Here is a 20,451-nt window from a genome sequence, read left to right on the forward strand (position 1 = left end):
AAAACGGTTGCCTTACATGCTAAATAACCTTATTTCCAAAGCGAAATCAGGCGAAAAAATCGCCATGCTCACCTGCTATGACGCCACGTTTGCCAAGTTGCTGGCATTGTCTGGTGTCGATGTATTACTGGTGGGGGATTCGCTGGGCATGGTCATGCAAGGTGCGACGACGACGTTGGGTGTGACCATGCAAGACATGCTTTACCACACGCGTATCGTCGCCAACGGTGCACCGCATACCATCATTATGAGCGATATGCCCGCAGGCAGTTACGAGTACGATAAAGCTGTAGCGCTGACCAATGCACGGGCACTGATAGACGCTGGTGCACATATCGTGAAAATCGAAGGCGGCGGCGACATGGTCGCTACAGCACAATACCTGGTTAATAACGGTGTGCCAGTCTGTGCGCATTTGGGTTTTACGCCACAATCGGTTGAAAAGCTCGGTGGCTATAAAATCCAGGGTAAAACGGAAGAAGGTGCCCACGCCATGCTGGCAGATGCGCAAGCCATGGCGCAAGCTGGCGCGAGCATGGTGCTGTTTGAAATGGTACCTGCGGCACTGGCTGAGCAAATTACGCTTGCGATCAATGTGCCGACCATAGGCATAGGCGCAGGGGCGGGTTGTAGTGGCCAGGTGCTGGTGTTACAGGACTTGCTGGGGATTTATAGCGGCCCGGCGGATAAAACGCCGCAAGATTATAAAGCGCCCAGGTTTGCGCAAAACTTTTTGCAGCAATCGGGGAGCGTGCAGCAGGCGGTGGTTGAATATGTGAAAGCGGTCAAGGAAGGGCGCTTTCCGGAGGCTAAGCATAGCTATTAGTTGAGTTGTTAGCGCCATGATGCTGGGGCGTTTTAGAAGGTCATTCTTTTCTCTATTTATTTCGTATACTCAATCTATCTTCGTCATTTCGGCGTCGGCGGGAGTCTAGGCAGTCGTAGGGTGGGCATTGATGCCCACGCGGGTTTTGTTGTTGTTTGTTAGGTTTCTTTTCGCTTTTTCGGCGAGTTACTTTTCTTTGCTTGCACAAAGAATAAGTAAACAAAAGAAAGTGCACCCCAGCTTCCGCTTGATTCCTGCGTTGCTCGTCAAAATAAGCGGTCACGAAACTCAACCTGGTAGCTCACACAGAACGTGAGCTACTGCGGGATTCGAACAGTCGCTCCCTTTCTCCTTATTTTGCCTGCGCTACTCGGCGCGTCAGATGGGGACCCCGAACACCATACGACTGCCACCGCTCCTAAATTAAACAAAGAAAAAAAGAATCTGGTTTTTAACCGTCCAAACTTTGGTGTCGCTACTTAAATGAGAATAATCCCATTCCATCACGCTGAGTAGCGGAAACAAAATAAGAGTAGAGGGAGCGACTGTTTGAGCTCCGCAACAAGCCACGAAGTGTGTGGCTTGTCAGGGCGAGTTTCGTGACCGGCTTATTTTGTTGAGCAACGCAAGGGAGCCGAAGGCCGTGATGGCTGGGTGTCGTCCTCTTTGGTTACTTTCTGGGGGACAAGCACCAGAAAGTGACTCGCCGAGAGGCGAAACGAATCTCGACAAACCACTAGCGTCACACTCAAAGAATAACCTTACTCACGCATCAGGCAACAAAAAAGGCGTCACCTCTCAGTATATTCACCGGAGGCAACGCCTTTTCAGTCTTGCTAATGATTATTTTTGCTTGCGACGGCTCACAACACCCATCAACAATAAACCAGCAGCCATCAATGCATAAGACTCTGGCTCTGGTACTGTAGAAATACTCACTGAGTCCAGGTCAAAACGCAGGTTGCTGCCACTAAAGCCTGCTGGCAAGCTGAGGCCTAGTTGTACGCGGCCAACTTCATCAAACACGGCATCAAACGATTGGCCAGAGAAGCTGGTGAATGCCGGGTTGGATGGATCGATGACCAGGTCGATGCGTGTCCAGGTGTTTGGTTGTACCCAGGTGGAGACGATGGCACTCGCGCCAGGGTTGTTGCTTGGGGCGGCAATGCGGGCATAGGCTTGCAGTGCGATATCGGCATCGTGACGGAAATACCAGCTTAAGACCACATCATCGCGCCAGTCTCCCTGAAAGGCGCCATCGCTGCACGCTGCGCTCTCGCAACGGAACAGTACGGAGACTGCGCCAAATGCGCTGGCGGTGGGGCTGGCAGTGGTGCTCAGGTAGGCGCCGCCATCAGCACCGCCGCTTGCGACGATCTGGTTAGGGTTGGCGCCGGTGGTCCAGCCAGAAAGACCATCGGTGAATGTTTCTGTGTAAGGGGTGGTCAGCGCGGCAGCTTGCCCGGCAAACCCCATGGTTGCGATAAATGCCAGTGTGGCGAATAAATGACGATACATGAACCTCTCCATAGAATATTTTTATTAAATAATAACAATCAATTTGATAATGAGATTGATTATTATTAATATTATCACAGTGAGGGTGTTGGTTCAAGGTTGGGCGATCGCAAGTAATCGCTGCATGAGGGACCCTCCTTATGGCAAAATAGCGGCTTGGCGCCCTCTATGATGAAATTACTCGCACTCGAATCTTCCACCGAAACACTATCGCTTGCCTTGCAAACCGAGGCCGGGCTCAGCACGTTTGATGAAGTCACCGGCCCGGCGGCGTCACAGCGCATCTTGCCGGAAATCCAGCGTCTGCTGGCTGCTGCAGGTGTGAAGTTATCTACGTTGGATGGTCTCGTTTATGGTACTGGCCCGGGCGCTTTTACCGGGGTGCGTGTCGCCGTGGGTGTGGCGCAGGGCTTGGCCTTTGGCGCCAACTTACCCGTGGTGGGCATTAGCTCAGTGCAGGCGGTGGCCGAGACTGCCTGGCAGGCATCGCAGGCGGAGAAAGTGCTGGTTTGCCTGGATGCACGCATGGGAGAGGTCTATCACGCCGCACTTGTTCGGCAGGCGAATGGCTGGCTGGAGGTATTGCCTCCCGCGGTGTGCAAGCCGCACGATGTCCCTGTGGTTGAGGGAGCCGGCTGGGTAGGTGCCGGGTCTGGCTGGCGCGTCTTTGAGCAGGCCTTGTCTGAAAAATATGCCGGGCAACTTGTCAGCATGTTACCCGAGGTGATGCCGATGGCCAGCGCTATGTTGGCGTTGGCTCAGCCTGTGTTTACTGCAGGACACGCGCAAACTGCGCAGCAAGCTGCACCATTGTATGTGCGTAACCGTGTGGCGTTGACTGCGGCCGAGCGTGCGCAAGGACAAACGCTGTAAGCGATATGAGCGCCTTGCCCCAACATCACGTGACATTCCGCCCGATGTCTTATGACGATCTGGCCGCGATTAGCCGCATTGAGCCGACGATTTATAGTCACCCCTGGACGCTGGGGAATTTCAATGATTCGCTGAATGCAGGCTACAGCGCCTGGGTGATGGAGATTGCCGGGGAAATTGTGGGTTACGGCCTGGTGATGATGGTGCTAGACGAAGCGCACCTGCTGAATGTAAGTGTGGCCAAGCCGTTTCAGGGGCAGGGCCTGGGGCGTATATTGCTGGCGCATATGATCACGGTTTCACAACGCCATCAGGCGGCCAATATGTTCCTTGAAGTGCGCATCAGTAATACCAAAGCGATTGCCTTGTATGAGTCTATGGGGTTTTGTGAGATGGGTATTCGCCGCAATTATTATCCAACCAACAGTGGTCGCGAAGATGCGGTCTTAATGGGGTTGGCCTTGTGAACGGGAGTGCCAGGTGAGTCTTAACCGCGAAGATATGTTGCGTGAATTAGAGTTGCTGCCAGTTTGGCGTGCGCGCTTGCCTGTGCCTGCAAGCTTGCAGGCGGCAACCGTTGTTGAATCAGTGGCGACGCCGTTGGTGGCTGAGGTCGCTGTAGAGGTGGTTGCTGAGCCGGTTGTCGAGGCTGCGGTGCCCGTAGTGGTTGAGCTGGAAGTGCCAGTCTCTATTGAATTTGAACAGGCACCACAGGCACCTTTGCCTGAGGTGAATGAGCCTCTGACTGAAGTCGCCGTCGAGCTGCTGGTGCAAACGCCATGGCTGCTCTATTGCCCGCAGGCCGAGGATGCGCAGGGCCAGCAGTTGCTGCACAATATTTTGCGTGCCTTGCAACTGCCACTGGAAGTGGTGACGTTGTATCAGCAACAATTAGTCTCGGCGCAGGTAAGCAGCCGTTTTTGTGTGCTGTTTGGATTGGATGCAGCTAACCGGTTTTTGGTAGCAGATCATCTTGAAATCGCTGCCGTTCGCGGAAAAATACTGACTGATGGCGATCGGCAGGTGGTGGTGACCCATCATCCGCAGGCCATGCTGGAAAATCCTTTGTTAAAACGGGAAGTCTGGCAGGATCTGTGTTTGTTGCTGGCGAAATATGCGGAAGTGGCGGCTTGAAGAAATCTGGCCTAGCCCGCATCTAGCAGATGAATAAGGTTTTTGTTTGAATTTAATGTTTTTTGACTGGAGTCTGACATGCGTCGATTATTAAACATGTTGTTGCTGGTAGCGACTTTAAGCCTTTCTGGCTGCGGCTATAACCAGTTTCAAAGTCTAGATGAAGAAACCAAGGCCAACTGGTCTGAAGTGTTAAACCAGTATCAGCGCCGTGCAGATTTGGTGCCTAACCTGGTGTCTACGGTGAAAGGCTATGCCAGCCACGAAGAAAAAGTGCTGACCGAAGTAACCGAGGCGCGTGCCAAAGTGGGCAGCATGCAAGTGACACCTGAGTTACTCAATGACCCGGATGCGTTTGCCAAGTTTCAGGCGGCACAAGGCCAACTGACCAGTGCCTTGTCACGTTTGATGGTGGTGTCCGAAAACTACCCTAACCTGAAGGCCGATGCCAGCTTCCGTGATTTGCAGGCGCAGCTCGAAGGCACTGAAAACCGTGTGACTGTTGCACGTAACCGTTATATTGAATCTGTGAAGCAATACAACGTGGCTGTGCGTAGTTTCCCGAACAATTTAACTGCCATGATGTTTGGTTACCAGCCCAAGCCTTCATTCTCGGTTGAAAACGAAAAAGCGATTTCAACTGCGCCTAAAGTGGATTTTGGTGATAGCAAGTAATCGCTAACCATGGCTGTTCGCTGGAAATCTTTATTGCTTGCCGGGTGCTTGCTGTTTGGCATTGCATCCAGCCAGGCAGCCGATGGCCTGGTCGATATTCCGCCACTGCAAACTGCGGTGACGGATTTGACGCAGACCTTGTCTGCCGGGGAGCAAGCGGCGCTCAACCAAAAGCTCAGCCAGTTTTCGCAACAGGCTGGCTCGCAAGTGGCCGTATTATTGTTGCCGAGTACTCAGCCAGAAGAAATCGCACAGTTTGGTATCCGGTTGGCCGACGCCTGGAAAATTGGCCGTGACAAAGAGGATGATGGCGTCATTATTATCGTCGCTAAAAACGACAGAAAAATGCGCATCGAAGTGGGTTATGGGTTGGAAGGCGCGATCCCCGATGCCATTGCCAAGCGTATTATCAGTGAGCAAATGACGCCCGCGTTTAAACAAGGTCAGTTCTACCAGGGCTTGAATCTGGCGACAGATACCTTGATTAAATTGATTCAAGGCGAGCAGTTGCCAGCCCCCACCAAACAAGCGCGTCAGGCACATGCTGATGACTGGATGAGCATGCTGCCTATTTTAATGTTTGCGGCGATTATCGGCGGGGCGATCTTTAAGGGGATGCTGGGCGATTTTCCGGGGAGCCTGGTCACCGGCGGCTTACTTGGCGGCCTCGCTGGTTGGCTGGGTGCGACAGCATTGATCATGGGTCTGATTGGCTTGGCGGCCTTTGTGTTCACGTTGGCCATGGGCGGGCGTGGGGGTGGTTCAGGCTACGGTGCTTATCCCGGTGGTTTTGGCGGCTATTCCGGCGGCAGCCGCGGCCCGGATATTTTCAGTGGCGGCGGCGGTGGCTTTGGTGGTGGCGGTGCCTCCGGGGATTGGTAACACATTATTATGAAACCGACACATCCTTTAAAACGCTGGTTAAAGCATGCCTGGAGTCATCCAAGACATGTGAACGCGTTGTTCTCTCACCAGGCACTCGGGCACATAGAGCAAGCGATTGCGCAAAGCGAGCGTCACCACGCAGGTGAAATTCGCGTCGTGATTGAATCTGGTTTACCTGCGTATGCTATTCTTCGAGGCTTAAAACCGCGGCAACGCGCAATCAATTTGTTTGGCCATTTCAATATCTGGGATACCGAACACAATAATGGCGTGCTGATTTATTTGTTGCTGGCTGACCACGATGTTGAAATTGTGGCCGACCGTGGCATACACCGGCACGTCGGAGACGCAGGCTGGCAACAAATCTGCCAGCAAATGGAAGGGATATTCAGAAGTGGGCAGTTTGAAGCAGGTGTGGTGCATGGCATACAAGCGATTGGCGAACAACTGGCTGCGCACTTTCCGCCCGAAGCCGTACCTCGTAACGAACTTTCCAACCGCGTCCTCATTCTCTAGCGCTCGCATACTCAGCTTGTTCGTGTGCCTGTTCATGGGCGCGCCAGCACACGCTGACCTGAATGATATCTACCGTATTTACCACACCAAGCCTGCGCTGACTGCCTTTGAGATTTGCCAGGGCGGAGGTTGTGTACAGTCCGACATCCTGCAACTGACCGAGGCAGAGTGGGACAATGTGGTGCAGATATTTTCGCCGCTGCCAGCCAATGCAGACGCCGAACGTGAGGCGATTTCAAAGGCCATCGGTGTGCTCGAAGACATGGTGGGCACCAAGATTGGGACCACCGCCGACCGTGCAGGCACCTTCAACAATAGTGACTACCTGCATCAGCAAGACTGCAACGACGAAGCCATCAATAGCACGACCTATATGCGCCTGATGCAACAGGCCGGTTTGATCCGCTTTCACGAGATTCTGGATACCCGCACCCGCAAGTTCTTCTTTACCGGCTGGCCACACAGTACGGCCGCCATCCGTGAGCAAGCCACCAAGGCTGAATATGCCGTTGATAGCTGGTTCTACGATAACGGCTTTCCAGCCACAGTCTTACCCATGGCAACATGGAAAGAGGGCTATATCCCGACCGACAGTCCCATCCTTGAGCGCAAATAAAAGCTGAACAAGTGGGCGGCGAGCAAGCCTTAAAACCTAGCGGCGTGACCGCGCCAGCAACAAGCTTATCCCTGCCAGTAACAAAGCGACACTATCAGGCTCTGGCACCGCGCTAGGCACATCAACAGGAATAATCGATCCAGGACTCACTGCCCAGGCGAACCAGGTGGTAGCATTTTTCATATATACCTCCTGATAGCCATAAGTGGCGAAAAACTCGAATGCGCCACTGGTGTCTGTGATTAGCTCCGTACCAGTCCAGTAAAATGATTGTACGTTGTTGAATGGGCTACCTATACCATAGCCTGAGCTGTGTACGCCACCAAATGGCTCTAGTCCTAGCTCCTTATAATAAAGCTCTGCAAATTCATCGTTAGGTGTTGTTCCGTTAGTCGCAGAGCTGTATCCGCAGTCGGTGCCACCCAAACTCCAGTTGCAGCCATCATTGCCAATATCAGTCACCGTAGGTAAGCGCCATTCATCACTGCCTGCATAGTTGATGGTGTTTAGGTAGTGAACAAAGGCCATGGCGCCCCACCATGAGGTCTCGCCCACATTGCTAAAGTCAGCGTTTGAAAGCGTATAAGGTGTACTACCAAAAGTGACGCCCGTATTTGCCGTAAGAATTGCATCCACCACTGTGCTATAGCCGCTATTGGAAATCATGGTGGAGAGCAAGTTAGCATCTTTTGTCCAGGTGACGTCACTAATGCTACTGTAAAAAAGCTCGGTGTCCTCTGAGGTGTAGCTGACCAGTGCTGCATTGGCCTGAGTGCTAAAAGACAGCACAGTTAGAAGGCTGGCTGAAAAGAGGATTGAAGATGTACGATGAGTGAGTGCCAACATAGTTAATGCCTTTCTGTTGTTTGAGTCGTTAATTCAAGGACTTCTATGACATGTTGCAGGCCACGCCCGCAAGCGGCTAAGCGGCCGATAGTTAATGTATATTAGTTTTGTATAAATGTAAAATATTGAACTTGCTTATCAGTGAGCTGTGTAGCGGTGGTTTGTTACTGACTAAGTGCTGGTTTAAGGCTAAAATCCTGCCTTTAGATTTCAATTCAATTTACTTTTATGCGCGCCTCACAATTTTTCATTGCCACCCAGAAAGAAGCTCCATCGGACGCTGAACTCATCAGTCATAAACTCATGGTGCGTGCCGGGCTGATCAAAAAGCTCGGTAGTGGCTTGTATAGCTGGATGCCGCTGGGCTTGCGTGTGTTGCGCAAGGTTGAAAACATTGTGCGGGATGAAATGAACAAAGCGGGCGCGCTGGAATTGCTGATGCCAGCCGTACAGCCAAAAGAGTTGTGGGAAGAAACTGGCCGCTGGGCGGTGTTTGGTCCGCAAATGCTCAAGATTCAAGACCGTCACGAGCGTGATTTCTGTTTTGGCCCCACGCATGAAGAAGTGATTACTGACATCGCGCGCAAGGAAATCAGCAGCTACAAGCAGTTACCGCTTAATTTCTACCAGATCCAGACCAAGTTTCGTGACGAGATTCGTCCGCGTTTTGGCGTCATGCGCGCGCGTGAGTTCTTGATGAAAGATGCCTACTCTTTCCACACTAGCGCGGATTGTCTGGTGAATACCTACAACACCATGCACACGGCTTACAGCAATGTGTTTACGCGTTTGGGTTTGAAGTTTCGCGCAGTGAAGGCTGACTCTGGCGCGATTGGTGGTGACGGTTCGCAAGAATTTCATGTGCTGGCAGACAGCGGCGAAGACGCGCTGGCTTATTGCGAGCAATCTGATTACGCGGCTAACGTTGAGTTGGCTGAGGCGGTTGCTACGGGTAGCCGTGCGGCAGCGACTGAAACCATGCGTGAGGTCGATACGCCTAAACAAACCACCTGTGAAGACGTCGCCAAGTTGCTGGAGGTGCCAGTGAGCAAAACCGTGAAATCCGTCGCACTGATGGTGGATGATGTGTTCACACTGGCATTGTTGCGTGGCGATCATCAACTCAACGAAGTGAAATTTGGCAAGGTGGATGGCGTACAAGATTTCCGTCTGGCAACCGAAGAAGAAATCCGCGCCAAATTAAGCTGCCCACCAGGGTTTATTGGCCCGGTCGGCGTCAACGCCAATGTGCGCGTGGTGGCAGATAGAACCGTTGCCCTGATGAGTGACTTTGTTTGTGGCGCCAATAAACCTAAGTTTCACCTGGCCGGGGTCAATTTTGGCCGCGACTTGCCAGAGCCAGCCGTGGTCGCTGATATCCGCAATGTGGTGACTGGGGATGCCAGCCCGGACGGCAAAGGCACTTTGGATTTATGCCGCGGGATTGAAGTGGGCCATATTTTCCAATTGCGCACCAAATATTCTGAAGCCATGCAGGCGACGTATCTGGACGAAAATGGTCAGACGCAAGTGATGGAAATGGGCTGTTATGGCATTGGCGTGTCACGGATTGTCGGCGCGGCCATTGAGCAGGGCAATGATGAAAAAGGCATTGTGTTCCCATTGAGCATGGCGCCATTCTCTGTGGTCATCTGCCCGATTGGCCTCGATAAGAGTGAAGCCGTGAAACAGGCGGCGTTTGACCTTTACGGCCAATTGCAGCAAGCAGGCGTAGACGTGTTACTGGATGATCGTGGCGAGCGCCCGGGTGTGATGTTTGCCGAAAGCGATCTCATGGGCATCCCGCACCGGGTGGTGATCGGTGACCGTGGTTTGGCTGAGGGTAAAGTCGAATACAAAGGCCGTACTGACGCTGAGGCACAAAACTTGCAAGTGTCTGAATGCGTAGCGTTTTTACGTGACAAACTTGGTCAGTAATTAGAGGGCGTTAATCCCTCTGTTTTGCGCTTCTGGCGCGTGCATTTTTCTTAGAATAGATGGGATGAAAAAAGTATTCTTTTTCTCTTTTGTGTGTGTGCTGATTGGCCTGTGTGCTTGGTCAGCCCCCACCATGGCTGGCAACCAGAAAGAGGAGCCGCTGGCCAATAGTGTCAAGGCGCTGATGCAAAAGTCTGTCAGCGACCTGGCGGCGCCGCGCCTATTGTTCGATTCCGAGCAAGCGGCGCAACTTTGGTTGCAAGAGATGTCCGCACGCCTGACCAAGCGCATTCCCGACGCACAATACCGCGAGGACTTCCTGAAATCGGTTCATTACGAAGCTACGCGTGCAGGTCTGGATCCGCAGATGGTACTGGGCCTGATCCAGGTCGAAAGTGGCTTCAAAAAATATGCGGTGTCCAGTGTGGGTGCACGTGGCTATATGCAAGTGATGCCGTTCTGGGTAAAGTCGATCGGCACCAATGAACATAACCTGTTTGATATGCGTTTAAACCTGCGCTATGGCTGCACGATTTTGCGGCATTATCTGGACATTGAGCGTGGCGATTATTACCGCGCGCTTGGGCGTTATAACGGCAGCCTGGGCAAACCTGAATATCCGAATCTGGTGGTTGGGGCCTGGCGCAATCACTGGCATTATGTGTCAGCGCCAGAAACGCTTAAGCTGAATGTGGCGAGCCAGTGATGTATCAGCCAAAATAAAAAACCGCGCAATCGCGCGGTTTTTTATGGCCTGTTGGGACTTTGCTTATTTGACGACTTTAAAGCCGTAATAGGTGCCAAACTCACCTTCTGGCTCATGGTAGATAAACAGCATGCCGTTGGTATAGCCCAAGCCATTGAAGTGGTTTTGCGAGCGTAGCTTTATGGTCGCAGGCAGTGCACTTTTGCCAACAAACTGGCCATTCAGGTCAAAAATCAGCACGGCTTTATGGTCAACATCGAGCAGGGCTAACTCATTGCCCGCCACACCAGTAAACGCAATGTAATGATCACTCACGTCGTCATGTGCCACTTGGGCCTTGGCAAAGTCGAGTTTGATTTCTTGCAGTTTTTCACGCTGTTTGGCATCGACGACAAATACCAGGTTGCCTCTGTCCTGTTTGGCATAATAATGCTTGCTGGCCGGGTCGTAGCTAGGCATGGTGCCTGCATCGCCAAACGCAGGGTTAAACTGCGCCACCTCGCCCGAGGTCCCCAGCAGCTCGCCTTTGTCACCCACATCCAGACTGTAAATGCCGGTGTTAGGTGAAAAGCCTACGGCGCTGGAAATGTTATAGGTAATGGTTTCCAGCTTGCCGGAGTTGGGGTTGTAGTACAGCGAGCGGTTGTCGTAACCCGGTTTGGCCGAGTTGACGTAACTGCCGTCTGCCGCAAACGCATGCACCTCAGACTTTGAAATTGGCGCCTCGAACTCGCTGCCCATGGGGGCCAGACCACCATCGGCAATGTAATAGTGTTGATTGCTGGGCAGGTAGGCCACTGACATTGGGCGTGTGGTCGGTTTCTTTACCAGGGGTATTTTCACGCCGACTTCTGCCTCAGGCAGAATCTCAGCATGGGCGATGAGCGTCAGGCAAGAGAGTGCCAGTGCGCTCAGCGTTTTTGGGGTGAATTGCATATCTCCGTCATCCTGTTTTTTATTGGTGATTGATAGATTCTATTTTAACGTGCAAGTTTAAGATTTTGCTGACGGCAAACGCGTAATCAGCATGGCATCGCCATAACTGAAAAAGCGGTAAGACTGATCAATCGCATGTGCATAAGCCTTACGCATCAAATCATAGCCGCCAAAGGCAGACACCAGCATCATCAAAGTGCTTTTCGGCAGGTGAAAGTTCGTGATCAGCCTGTCGACCAATTTGAACTCAAATCCTGGGGTGATGAAGATATTGGTATCGCCATGATGCGCAAACAGTTTGCCCACATGCGCCGCACTTTCCAGCGTACGTAGCGAAGTGGTCCCCACAGCCGTCACGCGCTTGCCGTTGGCGCGCGCATGCAAAATCGTGCTAATGGTTTCTTCAGGCAAATGGTAAACCTCGCTATGCATATGATGCTCGGCAATATTGTCGACTTTCACCGGTTGAAACGTCCCAGCGCCCACATGCAATGTCACGTAGCGTACATGCACGCCCTTGTTGATAAGCGCCTGTAACAAGGCTTCATCAAAATGCAGGCCTGCCGTTGGTGCCGCCACCGCGCCCGCGTGCTTGGCAAACACGGTTTGATAACGCGTATCATCTGCGGCATCCGCCTTGTGCTCAATATAAGGCGGCAATGGCAACTGACCATATTGTTCCAAAAAGTCATACCAGGACTCATTGCCCAACAGGCGGATATGGAACATGTCAGCATGCCTGCCTAACACCTCGGACTGATAATCGCCCGATAAGTGCAGCAAGCTACCCGCTTTGGGCGAACGTGAAGACTTGATTTGCGCATAAGCCTCATGCTCAGACAGCACGCGGTCTATCATCACCTCAATCTGGCCGCCGGTCGCCTTTTGCCCAAACAGCCTGGCTTTGATCACTTTAGTGTCATTAAGCACCAATACATCGCCTGCTTCAAAGTGATCGGCAATCTGGCGGAAATAATTATCCTGTATGCTTTGCCCTATCGCATTGACCTCGAGCAGGCGACTTTCTGAGCGATTCGGCAGTGGATGTTGTGCAATCAGGTGTTGTGGAAGATAAAAATCGAAATCTAGAGTTTTCATAAATCAAAATTATGGTTATAATAGCTGTCTTTGAGATGTCCAACATTATATCCCATGCCGGGATGGCGGAACTGGTAGACGCACTGGACTCAAAATCCAGCGCCGCAAGGCGTGCCGGTTCGATTCCGGCTCCCGGCACCAAAAAGTACTTTAAATAGTACCGAAAAGACTCAAAACAGAATAAATTTTAAAGGCTTAGATGAAAATCTAGGCCTTTTTTCATATCGTACGGTCGCTTGATGTCCCCCGATTTACAAGGAGTGCTTAGGCGATAACAAAACTTACCCTCTTCTATCAGTATTGATAAACTTGTATTTGCAAAGTAAGCTACATGAAAATCAATATATTTTATTAGAAATATAGTTTTATTTAGGTTATAGGGGGAGGCGAATGCGATATCTTTTGTTAGCTGCCATCTTTATTTCTTCTATAGATTGCTACGCTCACTCGGGTGGTGCCGACAAGAACGGTTGTCACCACGACAGGAAAATCGGCGGTTATCACTGCCACTAAACAACTTATATAGCTTTCTAGATACCCGCTAATTAGCCGGTATCTGTTCACTTGTGACATAAGGTATTTAAAAAAGGCAGGACTCACTATTCATAATTAGTTTCAGCAAGGGGAGAGGTATGGCACTACCAAAGAAAGTAGTTGAGCGTTTAACACTAAACCTGAAGCGTTACCAAACTATTCTGGCCGATGCCAAAAATCGCGACATCAGCGAATCAGATACCGTCGTGATCCTTGCTGACATGCTTGCTGAGTTGCTTGGTTATAAAAAATATCTGGAAATTACAACTGAGTTCGCAATACGCGGTACCTATGTTGATTTGGCTGTTAAGGTTGGGGATGATGTTAGGTTTTTAGTTGAAGTCAAAGCTATCAACATTGATCTAAAAGAAAACCATGTTAAACAAGCTATTGATTACGGAGCGAACCACGGCATTGAGTGGGTGGTATTAACCAATGGCGCCGTCTGGCAGTTTTACAAGATTCACTTTGATAAGCCGATTGATAAATCATTAATCTTTGAAGTTGATCTTCTTCAAACCACAGCAAAAAATACACAGTTAATTGAGTGCTTTGGTAACCTAAGCCGTGAAGGTTTTACTCAGTCCAGCATGACCGCCTTCTATCAACAACAGCAAGCAACAAGCAAATATTCAATCGGCGCATTACTTACTACAGAGGCTGTGCTATTAACCATCAAAAAAGAACTCAAGAAATTAAGTCCGACTTCAAAAATTGAAGATGATTTCTTAAAGAACCTCTTGCTGACGGATGTGATTAAAAGAGAGTTGATCGAAGGGGAGCAAGCTACGGCAGCTATCGAACTAATTAAGAAATGTGCGAGGGCGCAGGCTCGTTTAAAAGCTAAGGCTGTTATCCAGTAAAGTGAGTGTGTTGAGAGGAGTATTGTTAGAGCAATTGTAGTGCTCTCAAGACAATGCGGAAAAGACTCAAAGTATAAGTAATTCAAAGGCCTAGATTTCCATCTAGGCTTTTTTATATGATTCCGCGGTTGAGCTTGAGTTGCCTATTACTAGGCCCGAGCTAATTCTTAATAGCGATGAGATCTCGATAGACATGCCAACTAGCATGCCCAACCACTGGCATGGTTAAGATCAATCCCAAGAAGTTGGTCGCCAGGCCAAAACCCACCAGGACGACAATACAGAATGCCCATAGCAGCATGGGTGCCGGGTTATGGGCGCAGGTGCGCAGGCTGGTGATGGCGGCTGTCCAGGCACTGGCGTTGCGGTCTAGCATGAGGGGCATGGCGATGACGCTGATGCTGAAAATAAATGCGGCAAACACGGCGCCAGCAGAAAAATAAACGAATAGAAATGTAGGTTGTTTAAACGTGAATACGTTAATGACTACGTCGGCAAAGGTTGGCAATGCACCGCTGAAATAATGCGCAAAGATGCTCATGGACAGGCGTGCCCAGGCTAAAAACACGAACACCAATAACACCGTGAATAGCATCACGTTAAGCAGGTTGGGCATCCAGGCTGTTAGCGTCGGGCGTAAGGCGGGTGGCTCACCGGCTTCCAGGCGTCTGCTTAGGTCGTACAGGCCCATTGCCAAAAAGGGGCCAAGCAGAAAGAAGCCAGTGGTTGACCCGGCCAGTAGCCAGTAGTTTTCGGCAAATATTGCATGGATGATGACACCCGTGGCGGCAAAGATGATGCCGTAAAAAAGGCTGGCGCGGCCGCCGAGGTGGATGTCAGTCACGCCTGCGTGTAGCCAGTCGAGAATGATATTGGCGTTGACATGGCGGATGGAGATGTCATCGTCAGCGCTGATTTTTGTTGCGCGTAGGTTGTGAATGCTCATGTGGTTAGCCCCCGGTTAAATTACGGCCACGATTAATTACTTGCCAGTAATGACTTCAAGTAGCGCGATTAACCGGCCTGGGCACGCGAATCGTGTGCTTTTTTAACAGGGCCAATCGTGACTACTGTCTTTTTTACATCGATCTACACAAACACTTTTCAACTAGCATACCACCTAAATTTCATGCTTACGAGTGATGTCTCGCATGTCATTTGCATGGCTTTTTTAAAATCTACCACAAAAAATCTGCGCTGGCAGACGTCTGTTTTCGCGCTTGATTTTGCGCTTTTTTGTCCGCAATAAAACGGCCGGACTGGGCTGTTTTGCTGGGTTGGCATGTGTGTGTCAGGCCATATTTGATGACACAAATCACGCCATGCATTTTTACTTCAGGTCACCATAAATTTACATTAATGACAGGATCAATCCCAACTTTTTGTCTTGTCACTAGGATTGTCTTGTGCTAATTTACAACATGTAACAAATTTGTAACTAAGCGTCATTTAGTTGCTACAGGTTGAATTCTGGGTTGGCAAATATGTTAGCGATTTGTGAAACACAGTGCATCACCAGGCCAAATGCATCTGCTTCTAAACAAAGTGTGTTTAAGCTGCTGTTAAGTCTGGGGGTGTTTTCAGGACTGATTGCCATGGCTTTTTTGCATGTCGGTGCCTGGATGGTGTTGCCGTTTGCTGGCCTGGAGTTGGTGTTGGTGGTTCTGGCGTTTGTGGTGGTATTACGTCACAGCGGTGATTACGAAAAAATCACTTTCGTTGAGAATCATGTTGAAATCGAACAAAGTGTGCTGGGAAAAATAAAACACGTTCGCTTTCAATGCTATTGGACCCGGATAACGCTCAGGGAAGGTGAGAACGGTAAAACATCACTGTGGATTGGGTCCCATGATCAAGAAGTTGAGTTTGGTCGAGATACCATGGATAACGCGCAACGCGAACAAGTGGCATCTCATCTCAAGCGGGTACTTCTAAAAACTAAATAACTGGATTTTGGAGCGATTAGATGCAAGGGATGAAGAAACTCGGGGTTGGTGCGTTTGCATTGTTCTTGTCTTTAAGTGCACGTGCTGATTTCACCTGGAATTTTCCAGAGCCGGTCACACCAATGGCTTTGGATACCCTCCACGTACATAACAAATTTATGCTGATTACTGCCGTGATTTTTGTGGCAGTGCTGGCAATCATGATTTACTCCATTGTGACTCACCGTCACAGCAAGGGCTACAAACCTGTGGCCGATAAAGCGCCTTCAACCGCGGTTGAAATTTTCTGGACGCTGATTCCGTTTGCGATTTTGCTGCTGATCGACTTTGTCATCATGGGCATTCCGGCTTACCACAGTGTGGTGATGATGGAGGATACACGTGACCAGTCGACCATGGTGATCAAGATCACGGGTTCACAGTGGCGCTGGCAGTATGAATACTTGGACGGTGATGCCAAAGGCATCAAGTTCGTCAGCAACCTGGCGACCACCAATGACCAGATGCATAACGAAGCAGATAAAGGCGAGCACTACTTGCTGGAAGTTGATAATCCGCTGGTGCTGCCTGTCGGTGAAAAGGTACGCATTCTGATGACAGCTTCTGACGTATTACACAACTGGTGGGTGCCGCAGTTTGGCTCCTCACGCGTGGCGGTGCCTGGCTTTATCCGTGAAACCTGGGTGCAGGTGGAGAAGGCCGGTGTGTATCGTGGCCAATGTAAAGAGCTTTGCGGTAAAGGCCATGGTTATATGCCGGTGGTGGTGAACGCCGTGTCTAAAGAAGAGTTCGCACAATGGGCAACCAAAAAACAAGGTGAGCAACAAGCCGCTAACGATGTGAAAGAAATGACCAAAGACGAGTTGCTGGCGCAAGGTAAGGTGGTTTATGAGAAAAACTGTGCTGTGTGCCATCAGGTCACTGGTGCTGGCTTGCCGCCGGCTTTCCCTGCACTCACTGGCAGCAAAATTGCCACTGGCCCGATTTTTGGCGCCGATGGTAAATATCAAAAAGACAGTCATCTGGACCGTGTGCTGAATGGTAAAGGCGTAATGCCGGCTTGGAAAGCGACATTGAACGATACGGAAATTGCCGCAGTGATCACCTATGAGCGCAATGCGCTGGGTAATACTGCAGCAGTCGATGCAGTCGTGCAGCCAGCGCAAGTTAAAGCTGCACGCGAATAATATTTGAGCGATTTTAGGAGAGCACTATGAGTACTACAACCGTAGCACATCATGATGAGCATCACGACGACCATCCGACCGGGATTATGCGTTGGTTAACGACGACCAACCATAAAGATATCGGCACCATGTATTTAACGTTTTCACTGGTGATGTTTTTGGTCGGTGGCTCGATGATTCTGGGCATCCGTGCCGAACTATTCAAACCAGGCTTGCAGTTAATGAATCCTGAGTTTTTTAACCAGTTGATCGGCGTGCATGCGCTGATTATGATTTTTGCTGCCTTGATGCCTGCCGCGACGGGTTTTGCCAACTGGATGCTGCCATTGCAAATCGGCGCGCCTGATATGGCTTTGCCGCGTTTGAATAACTGGGGGTTCTGGATTCTGCCACCTTCAGCAATCCTGTTAACGCTGCCGTTCACGCTGGCACTGTTCGGTGTCGGTGATGGTGCACTGGCCACGGGCTGGACATTCTATCCGCCGCTCTCTGTGCAAGGTGGTATCGGCGTTGACTTTGCTATTTTTGCCGTGCACTTGCTGGGTATCTCGTCAGTATTGGGTTCTATCAATATTATTGTGACGATTTACAATATGCGCGCACCTGGCATGACCTTGATGAAAATGCCAATGTTTGCCTGGGGCTGGTTGATTACTGCATTCTTGTTGATTGCAACGATTCCAGTGCTGGCTGGTGCGGTCACCATGTTGCTGACTGACCGTCACTTTGGTACCCACTTTTTTGACGCAGCTGGTGGCGGTGACCCGATTATGTTCCAGCACTTGTTCTGGTTCTTTGGTCACCCTGAGGTTTATATTCTGTTGCTGCCGGTGTGGGGTTTCATTCCTCAGATTTTGCAAACATTCAGCCGTAAACCGATGTATGGCTACAAAGCGCAAGTCTATTCACTGTGGGCGATTGGCGCTTTAGCTGTGGTTGTTTGGGCGCACCATTTCTTTACGGCGGGTATGCCGGTGCCTGCATTGCTATACTTTATGTATAGCACCATGGCGATTTCCTTGCCATTGGCCGTGCTGTTCTACTGCTGGATCCGCACCATGTGGAAAGGCTCCATGAGCTTTGAAACTCCGATGCTGTTTACTGTTGGCTGGATTATTTTGTTCGGTATCGGCGGTTTGACCGGCTTGGTGCTGGCTGACGTGGCGGCGGATGCGCAATACCACAACAGCTACTTCGTGGTGGCGCACTTCCACTACACCCTGTTCGCGGGTGGCATCATGGGCATTATGGCGGGCGTGTACTATTGGCTGCCAAAAATGACTGGCCATATGTATAACGAGAAGTTGGGTAAAACACACTTCTGGCTCACTGCCATCTCATTTAACGTGACCTTTATTCCACAGTTCTTTGTCGGCCTGGCCGGGATGCCGCGTCGTATTCCAGACTACGCCTTACAGTTTGCCGAGTTCAACATGATTTCGACGGTGGGCGCGTTTGTACTGGGTCTGTCACAACTGCTGTTTGTGTACATCATTATCAGCTGTGTCAAAGGCGGTAAAAAAGCCACTGACAAAGTGTGGGAAGGTGCGCAAGGACTTGAGTGGACATTGTCCTCACCGCCTCCATACCACAGCTTTACTGAGCAGCCTGTTGTTAAGTAAGTGCTGAGACTTAAGTCTATACAGGCTGAAGTAAATTTGAAGCAAAAGCCAATCAGTCGGTGATTGATTGGCTTGTTTAAAGGTTGACGTATTTTGAGTGATCCCAAGCAGTCAAATAATAGGAAAATTGCCTGGCTGTTAGCTGCAGTGGCCATTATCTGGTACCTGATTTCGATGTTTACGATTTGGAAGTAAGCGGCGTTTGCGACGGTTATGGCATTAGAACAAACGCAGGCAGCGGCCAATAAGAAGTTGGCGTTGAAATTAGTGTGGATTATCGCAGGGGCGTTGCTGTTTGCATTTGCGCTGGTGCCTTTATATGACGTGATTTGCTCGGTCACCGGCTTGAATGGCAAAACCAAGAATACTGCCGAGAGTGCGAGCAAAGCTGTTGTCGATTTGCAGCGCGAAGTCACGGTGCAGTTTGTGTCGTCGGTGATGCCGGGCTTGGGTTGGAACTTTTATCCCAAGCAGGCAAGCATGGTGGTGCATCCGGGCCAGGTTACGACGGTGATGTTTGAAGCAAAAAACATCACCAGTGTGGAGGTGGCCGGGCAGGCGATTCCAAGCGTGACGCCGGGTAAAGCCTCTGCGCATTTGAAGAAAATCGAGTGCTTCTGTTTTGTCAGGCAGACACTCAAACCTGGGGAAGTAAAGGCCTTGCCACTGCGGTTTTTTGTCAGTGCCGAGTTGCCTAAAGATGTACAAGAAATGACCTTGTCGTATTCGTTTTTTCCGGCAAGTCAGTAAACACAATAATTACGAGCAATAAGTTAAAGGATAGGGAGTTAATGCATGGCTAGTCATTCAGAGAATCACTATTTTGTCCCGCATGGCAGTATTTATCCGGCGCTGATTTCTGTCGGATTGCTGTCTATGGCCAGTGGTTTTGTTTTTAATGTGACCGGTTCGGATACGCGTCTGGATGGCTCTATCAAGAACCCGGCGTTGTCCTACCTGGCAACCCCAGGCAAGTACATGATGTATCTGGGCCTGGCGATTATCCTGACCATGATGTTCAAATGGTTAAGCACGGTGGTGACAGAAAGCATCACTGGCCAATATAAAAAATGGGAAGATAAATCTTTCCGCATTGGCATGATCGTGTTCATCTGTTCTGAGGTGGCTTTTTTTGCGGCGTTCTTTGGCGCGTTGTTCTACATGCGCGTGCTGTCGGTGCCTGACCTGGCTTCGTATGCGCCGGATATTACCCCGTATAAAGACTTTTTGAGTGCGTGGCCGTCACAAGGGCCGGGCGGTACGGTGCTCGGCGAGGCTTACAAACCCAACCCCGATTTCCATCCGATGTCCTGGAGCGGTTTGCCGCTAATTAACACCTTGCTGTTGCTGAGTTCCGGCGCAACCATTACCTGGGCGCATTGGGGCTTGATTAAAAATAACCGCAAGCAATTGATTATTGGCCTGTTTTTGACCATTGCCCTTGGCGTGACTTTCCTCTGCTGCCAAGCCGCTGAGTACCATCATGCGTATACAGAAATGGGCCTGACCCTGAAATCTGGGGCTTATGGTGCCACCTTCTTTATGTTGACCGGTTTTCACGGTTTTCATGTGACGATTGGTACGCTGATGCTGATTGTAATCTGGTTGCGTAGTATCAAAGGTCACTTTACGCCCGAGCATCACTTTGGCTTTGAAGGCGTGGCCTGGTACTGGCACTTTGTGGATGTGGTGTGGTTGGGCCTGTACATTTTTGTCTACATGCTCTGATCAA

The 20,451-nt window shown here is 50.4% G+C and carries 22 protein-coding genes and 1 tRNA gene; 18 read left to right on the forward strand and 5 right to left on the reverse strand.

All coding sequences use genetic code 11. The features are described from left to right. Positions 1–16 precede the first annotated feature (16 nt). A complete protein-coding gene (panB, locus tag INP78_RS07065) occupies positions 17–826 on the forward strand; it encodes a 3-methyl-2-oxobutanoate hydroxymethyltransferase (RefSeq protein WP_194741477.1) in 810 nt (269 codons plus the stop codon). A gap of 843 nt (positions 827–1,669) precedes the next feature. On the opposite strand, the gene INP78_RS07070 is transcribed toward panB, so the two are convergent. Beyond that, positions 1,670–2,344 (reverse strand): PEP-CTERM sorting domain-containing protein, encoded by a 675-nt coding sequence (locus tag INP78_RS07070; protein WP_194741478.1) that lies wholly within the window; start codon positions 2,342–2,344, stop codon positions 1,670–1,672. Positions 2,345–2,515: 171 nt separating this feature from the next. Here INP78_RS07070 and tsaB point away from each other — a divergent pair, with 171 nt between their 5' ends. From tsaB to INP78_RS07105, 7 genes are all read left to right on the forward strand, one after another. After that, positions 2,516–3,217, forward strand: coding sequence for a tRNA (adenosine(37)-N6)-threonylcarbamoyltransferase complex dimerization subunit type 1 TsaB (gene tsaB / locus INP78_RS07075; protein WP_194741740.1), 702 nt, complete (start codon positions 2,516–2,518; stop codon positions 3,215–3,217). 5 nt (positions 3,218–3,222) lie between these two features. Further along, positions 3,223–3,684, forward strand: a complete 462-nt coding sequence (gene rimI, locus INP78_RS07080; RefSeq protein ID WP_228520006.1) for a ribosomal protein S18-alanine N-acetyltransferase — start codon at positions 3,223–3,225, stop codon at positions 3,682–3,684. A 13-nt stretch (positions 3,685–3,697) separates the two neighbouring features. Next, entirely contained in the window at positions 3,698–4,351 is a 654-nt protein-coding gene (locus tag INP78_RS07085) for a hypothetical protein (protein WP_368667973.1), read from the forward strand. Between the two features lie 78 nt (positions 4,352–4,429). After that, entirely contained in the window at positions 4,430–5,026 is a 597-nt protein-coding gene (locus INP78_RS07090; protein WP_194741479.1) for a LemA family protein, read from the forward strand. Between the two features lie 9 nt (positions 5,027–5,035). Then, complete coding sequence (locus INP78_RS07095; protein WP_194741480.1) at positions 5,036–5,908, forward strand: YgcG family protein; 873 nt, start codon at positions 5,036–5,038, stop codon at positions 5,906–5,908. Positions 5,909–5,917: 9 nt separating this feature from the next. Then, positions 5,918–6,427 (forward strand): TPM domain-containing protein, encoded by a 510-nt coding sequence (locus tag INP78_RS07100; RefSeq protein ID WP_194741481.1) that lies wholly within the window; start codon positions 5,918–5,920, stop codon positions 6,425–6,427. Between the two features lie 34 nt (positions 6,428–6,461). Next, a complete protein-coding gene (locus tag INP78_RS07105; RefSeq protein ID WP_228522720.1) occupies positions 6,462–7,043 on the forward strand; it encodes a hypothetical protein in 582 nt (193 codons plus the stop codon). Positions 7,044–7,079: 36 nt separating this feature from the next. On the opposite strand, the gene INP78_RS07110 is transcribed toward INP78_RS07105, so the two are convergent. Further along, positions 7,080–7,889 carry a hypothetical protein gene (locus INP78_RS07110; protein WP_194741482.1) on the reverse strand — a complete coding sequence of 270 codons (810 nt, stop codon included), beginning with the start codon at positions 7,887–7,889 and terminating at the stop codon, positions 7,080–7,082. Positions 7,890–8,117: 228 nt separating this feature from the next. Here INP78_RS07110 and INP78_RS07115 point away from each other — a divergent pair, with 228 nt between their 5' ends. Both INP78_RS07115 and INP78_RS07120 read left to right on the forward strand, forming a co-directional pair. Further along, positions 8,118–9,827, forward strand: a complete 1,710-nt coding sequence (locus tag INP78_RS07115) for a proline--tRNA ligase (protein ID WP_194741483.1) — start codon at positions 8,118–8,120, stop codon at positions 9,825–9,827. 64 nt (positions 9,828–9,891) lie between these two features. Beyond that, positions 9,892–10,533, forward strand: a complete 642-nt coding sequence (locus tag INP78_RS07120) for a lytic transglycosylase domain-containing protein (protein WP_194741484.1) — start codon at positions 9,892–9,894, stop codon at positions 10,531–10,533. 63 nt (positions 10,534–10,596) lie between these two features. On the opposite strand, the gene INP78_RS07125 is transcribed toward INP78_RS07120, so the two are convergent. Both INP78_RS07125 and queA read right to left on the reverse strand, forming a co-directional pair. Continuing rightward, on the reverse strand, positions 10,597–11,469 hold the full coding sequence (locus INP78_RS07125; protein WP_194741485.1) for a hypothetical protein: 873 nt from the start codon (positions 11,467–11,469) through the stop codon (positions 10,597–10,599). Between the two features lie 57 nt (positions 11,470–11,526). Further along, entirely contained in the window at positions 11,527–12,567 is a 1,041-nt protein-coding gene (gene queA, locus INP78_RS07130; protein WP_194741486.1) for a tRNA preQ1(34) S-adenosylmethionine ribosyltransferase-isomerase QueA, read from the reverse strand. Positions 12,568–12,623: 56 nt separating this feature from the next. On the opposite strand from queA, the gene INP78_RS07135 reads away from it, so the two are divergent. The 3 genes from INP78_RS07135 (at position 12,624) to INP78_RS07145 (ending at position 13,964) form a co-directional block, all read left to right on the forward strand. Next, a tRNA-Leu gene (locus INP78_RS07135) sits at positions 12,624–12,708 on the forward strand. A 249-nt stretch (positions 12,709–12,957) separates the two neighbouring features. Beyond that, the gene (locus INP78_RS14695; RefSeq protein ID WP_194741487.1) at positions 12,958–13,080 is read left to right on the forward strand and encodes a YHYH domain-containing protein; all 123 of its coding nucleotides are present in this window, start codon (positions 12,958–12,960) and stop codon (positions 13,078–13,080) included. Positions 13,081–13,199: 119 nt separating this feature from the next. Continuing rightward, entirely contained in the window at positions 13,200–13,964 is a 765-nt protein-coding gene (locus tag INP78_RS07145; protein WP_194741488.1) for a type I restriction enzyme HsdR N-terminal domain-containing protein, read from the forward strand. A 160-nt stretch (positions 13,965–14,124) separates the two neighbouring features. On the opposite strand, the gene INP78_RS07150 is transcribed toward INP78_RS07145, so the two are convergent. Then, positions 14,125–14,910 carry a DUF2189 domain-containing protein gene (locus INP78_RS07150; RefSeq protein WP_194741489.1) on the reverse strand — a complete coding sequence of 262 codons (786 nt, stop codon included), beginning with the start codon at positions 14,908–14,910 and terminating at the stop codon, positions 14,125–14,127. A 538-nt stretch (positions 14,911–15,448) separates the two neighbouring features. Between INP78_RS07150 and INP78_RS07155 the strand changes: the two genes are divergently transcribed. The 5 genes from INP78_RS07155 (at position 15,449) to INP78_RS07175 (ending at position 20,447) form a co-directional block, all read left to right on the forward strand. Next, a complete protein-coding gene (locus INP78_RS07155) occupies positions 15,449–15,910 on the forward strand; it encodes a DUF2244 domain-containing protein (RefSeq protein WP_228522721.1) in 462 nt (153 codons plus the stop codon). Between the two features lie 20 nt (positions 15,911–15,930). Beyond that, entirely contained in the window at positions 15,931–17,097 is a 1,167-nt protein-coding gene (coxB, locus tag INP78_RS07160) for a cytochrome c oxidase subunit II (RefSeq protein WP_194741490.1), read from the forward strand. A gap of 26 nt (positions 17,098–17,123) precedes the next feature. Next, positions 17,124–18,719 carry a cytochrome c oxidase subunit I gene (ctaD, locus tag INP78_RS07165; RefSeq protein ID WP_194741491.1) on the forward strand — a complete coding sequence of 532 codons (1,596 nt, stop codon included), beginning with the start codon at positions 17,124–17,126 and terminating at the stop codon, positions 18,717–18,719. A gap of 213 nt (positions 18,720–18,932) precedes the next feature. Beyond that, the gene (locus INP78_RS07170; protein ID WP_194741492.1) at positions 18,933–19,469 is read left to right on the forward strand and encodes a cytochrome c oxidase assembly protein; all 537 of its coding nucleotides are present in this window, start codon (positions 18,933–18,935) and stop codon (positions 19,467–19,469) included. 45 nt (positions 19,470–19,514) lie between these two features. Next, positions 19,515–20,447 carry a cytochrome c oxidase subunit 3 gene (locus INP78_RS07175; protein WP_194741493.1) on the forward strand — a complete coding sequence of 311 codons (933 nt, stop codon included), beginning with the start codon at positions 19,515–19,517 and terminating at the stop codon, positions 20,445–20,447. The last annotated feature ends 4 nt before the right edge of the window (positions 20,448–20,451 follow it).

The sequence above is a fragment of the Methylophilus sp. 14 genome (assembly GCF_015354345.1).
Taxonomy (GTDB): Bacteria; Pseudomonadota; Gammaproteobacteria; order Burkholderiales; family Methylophilaceae; genus Methylophilus.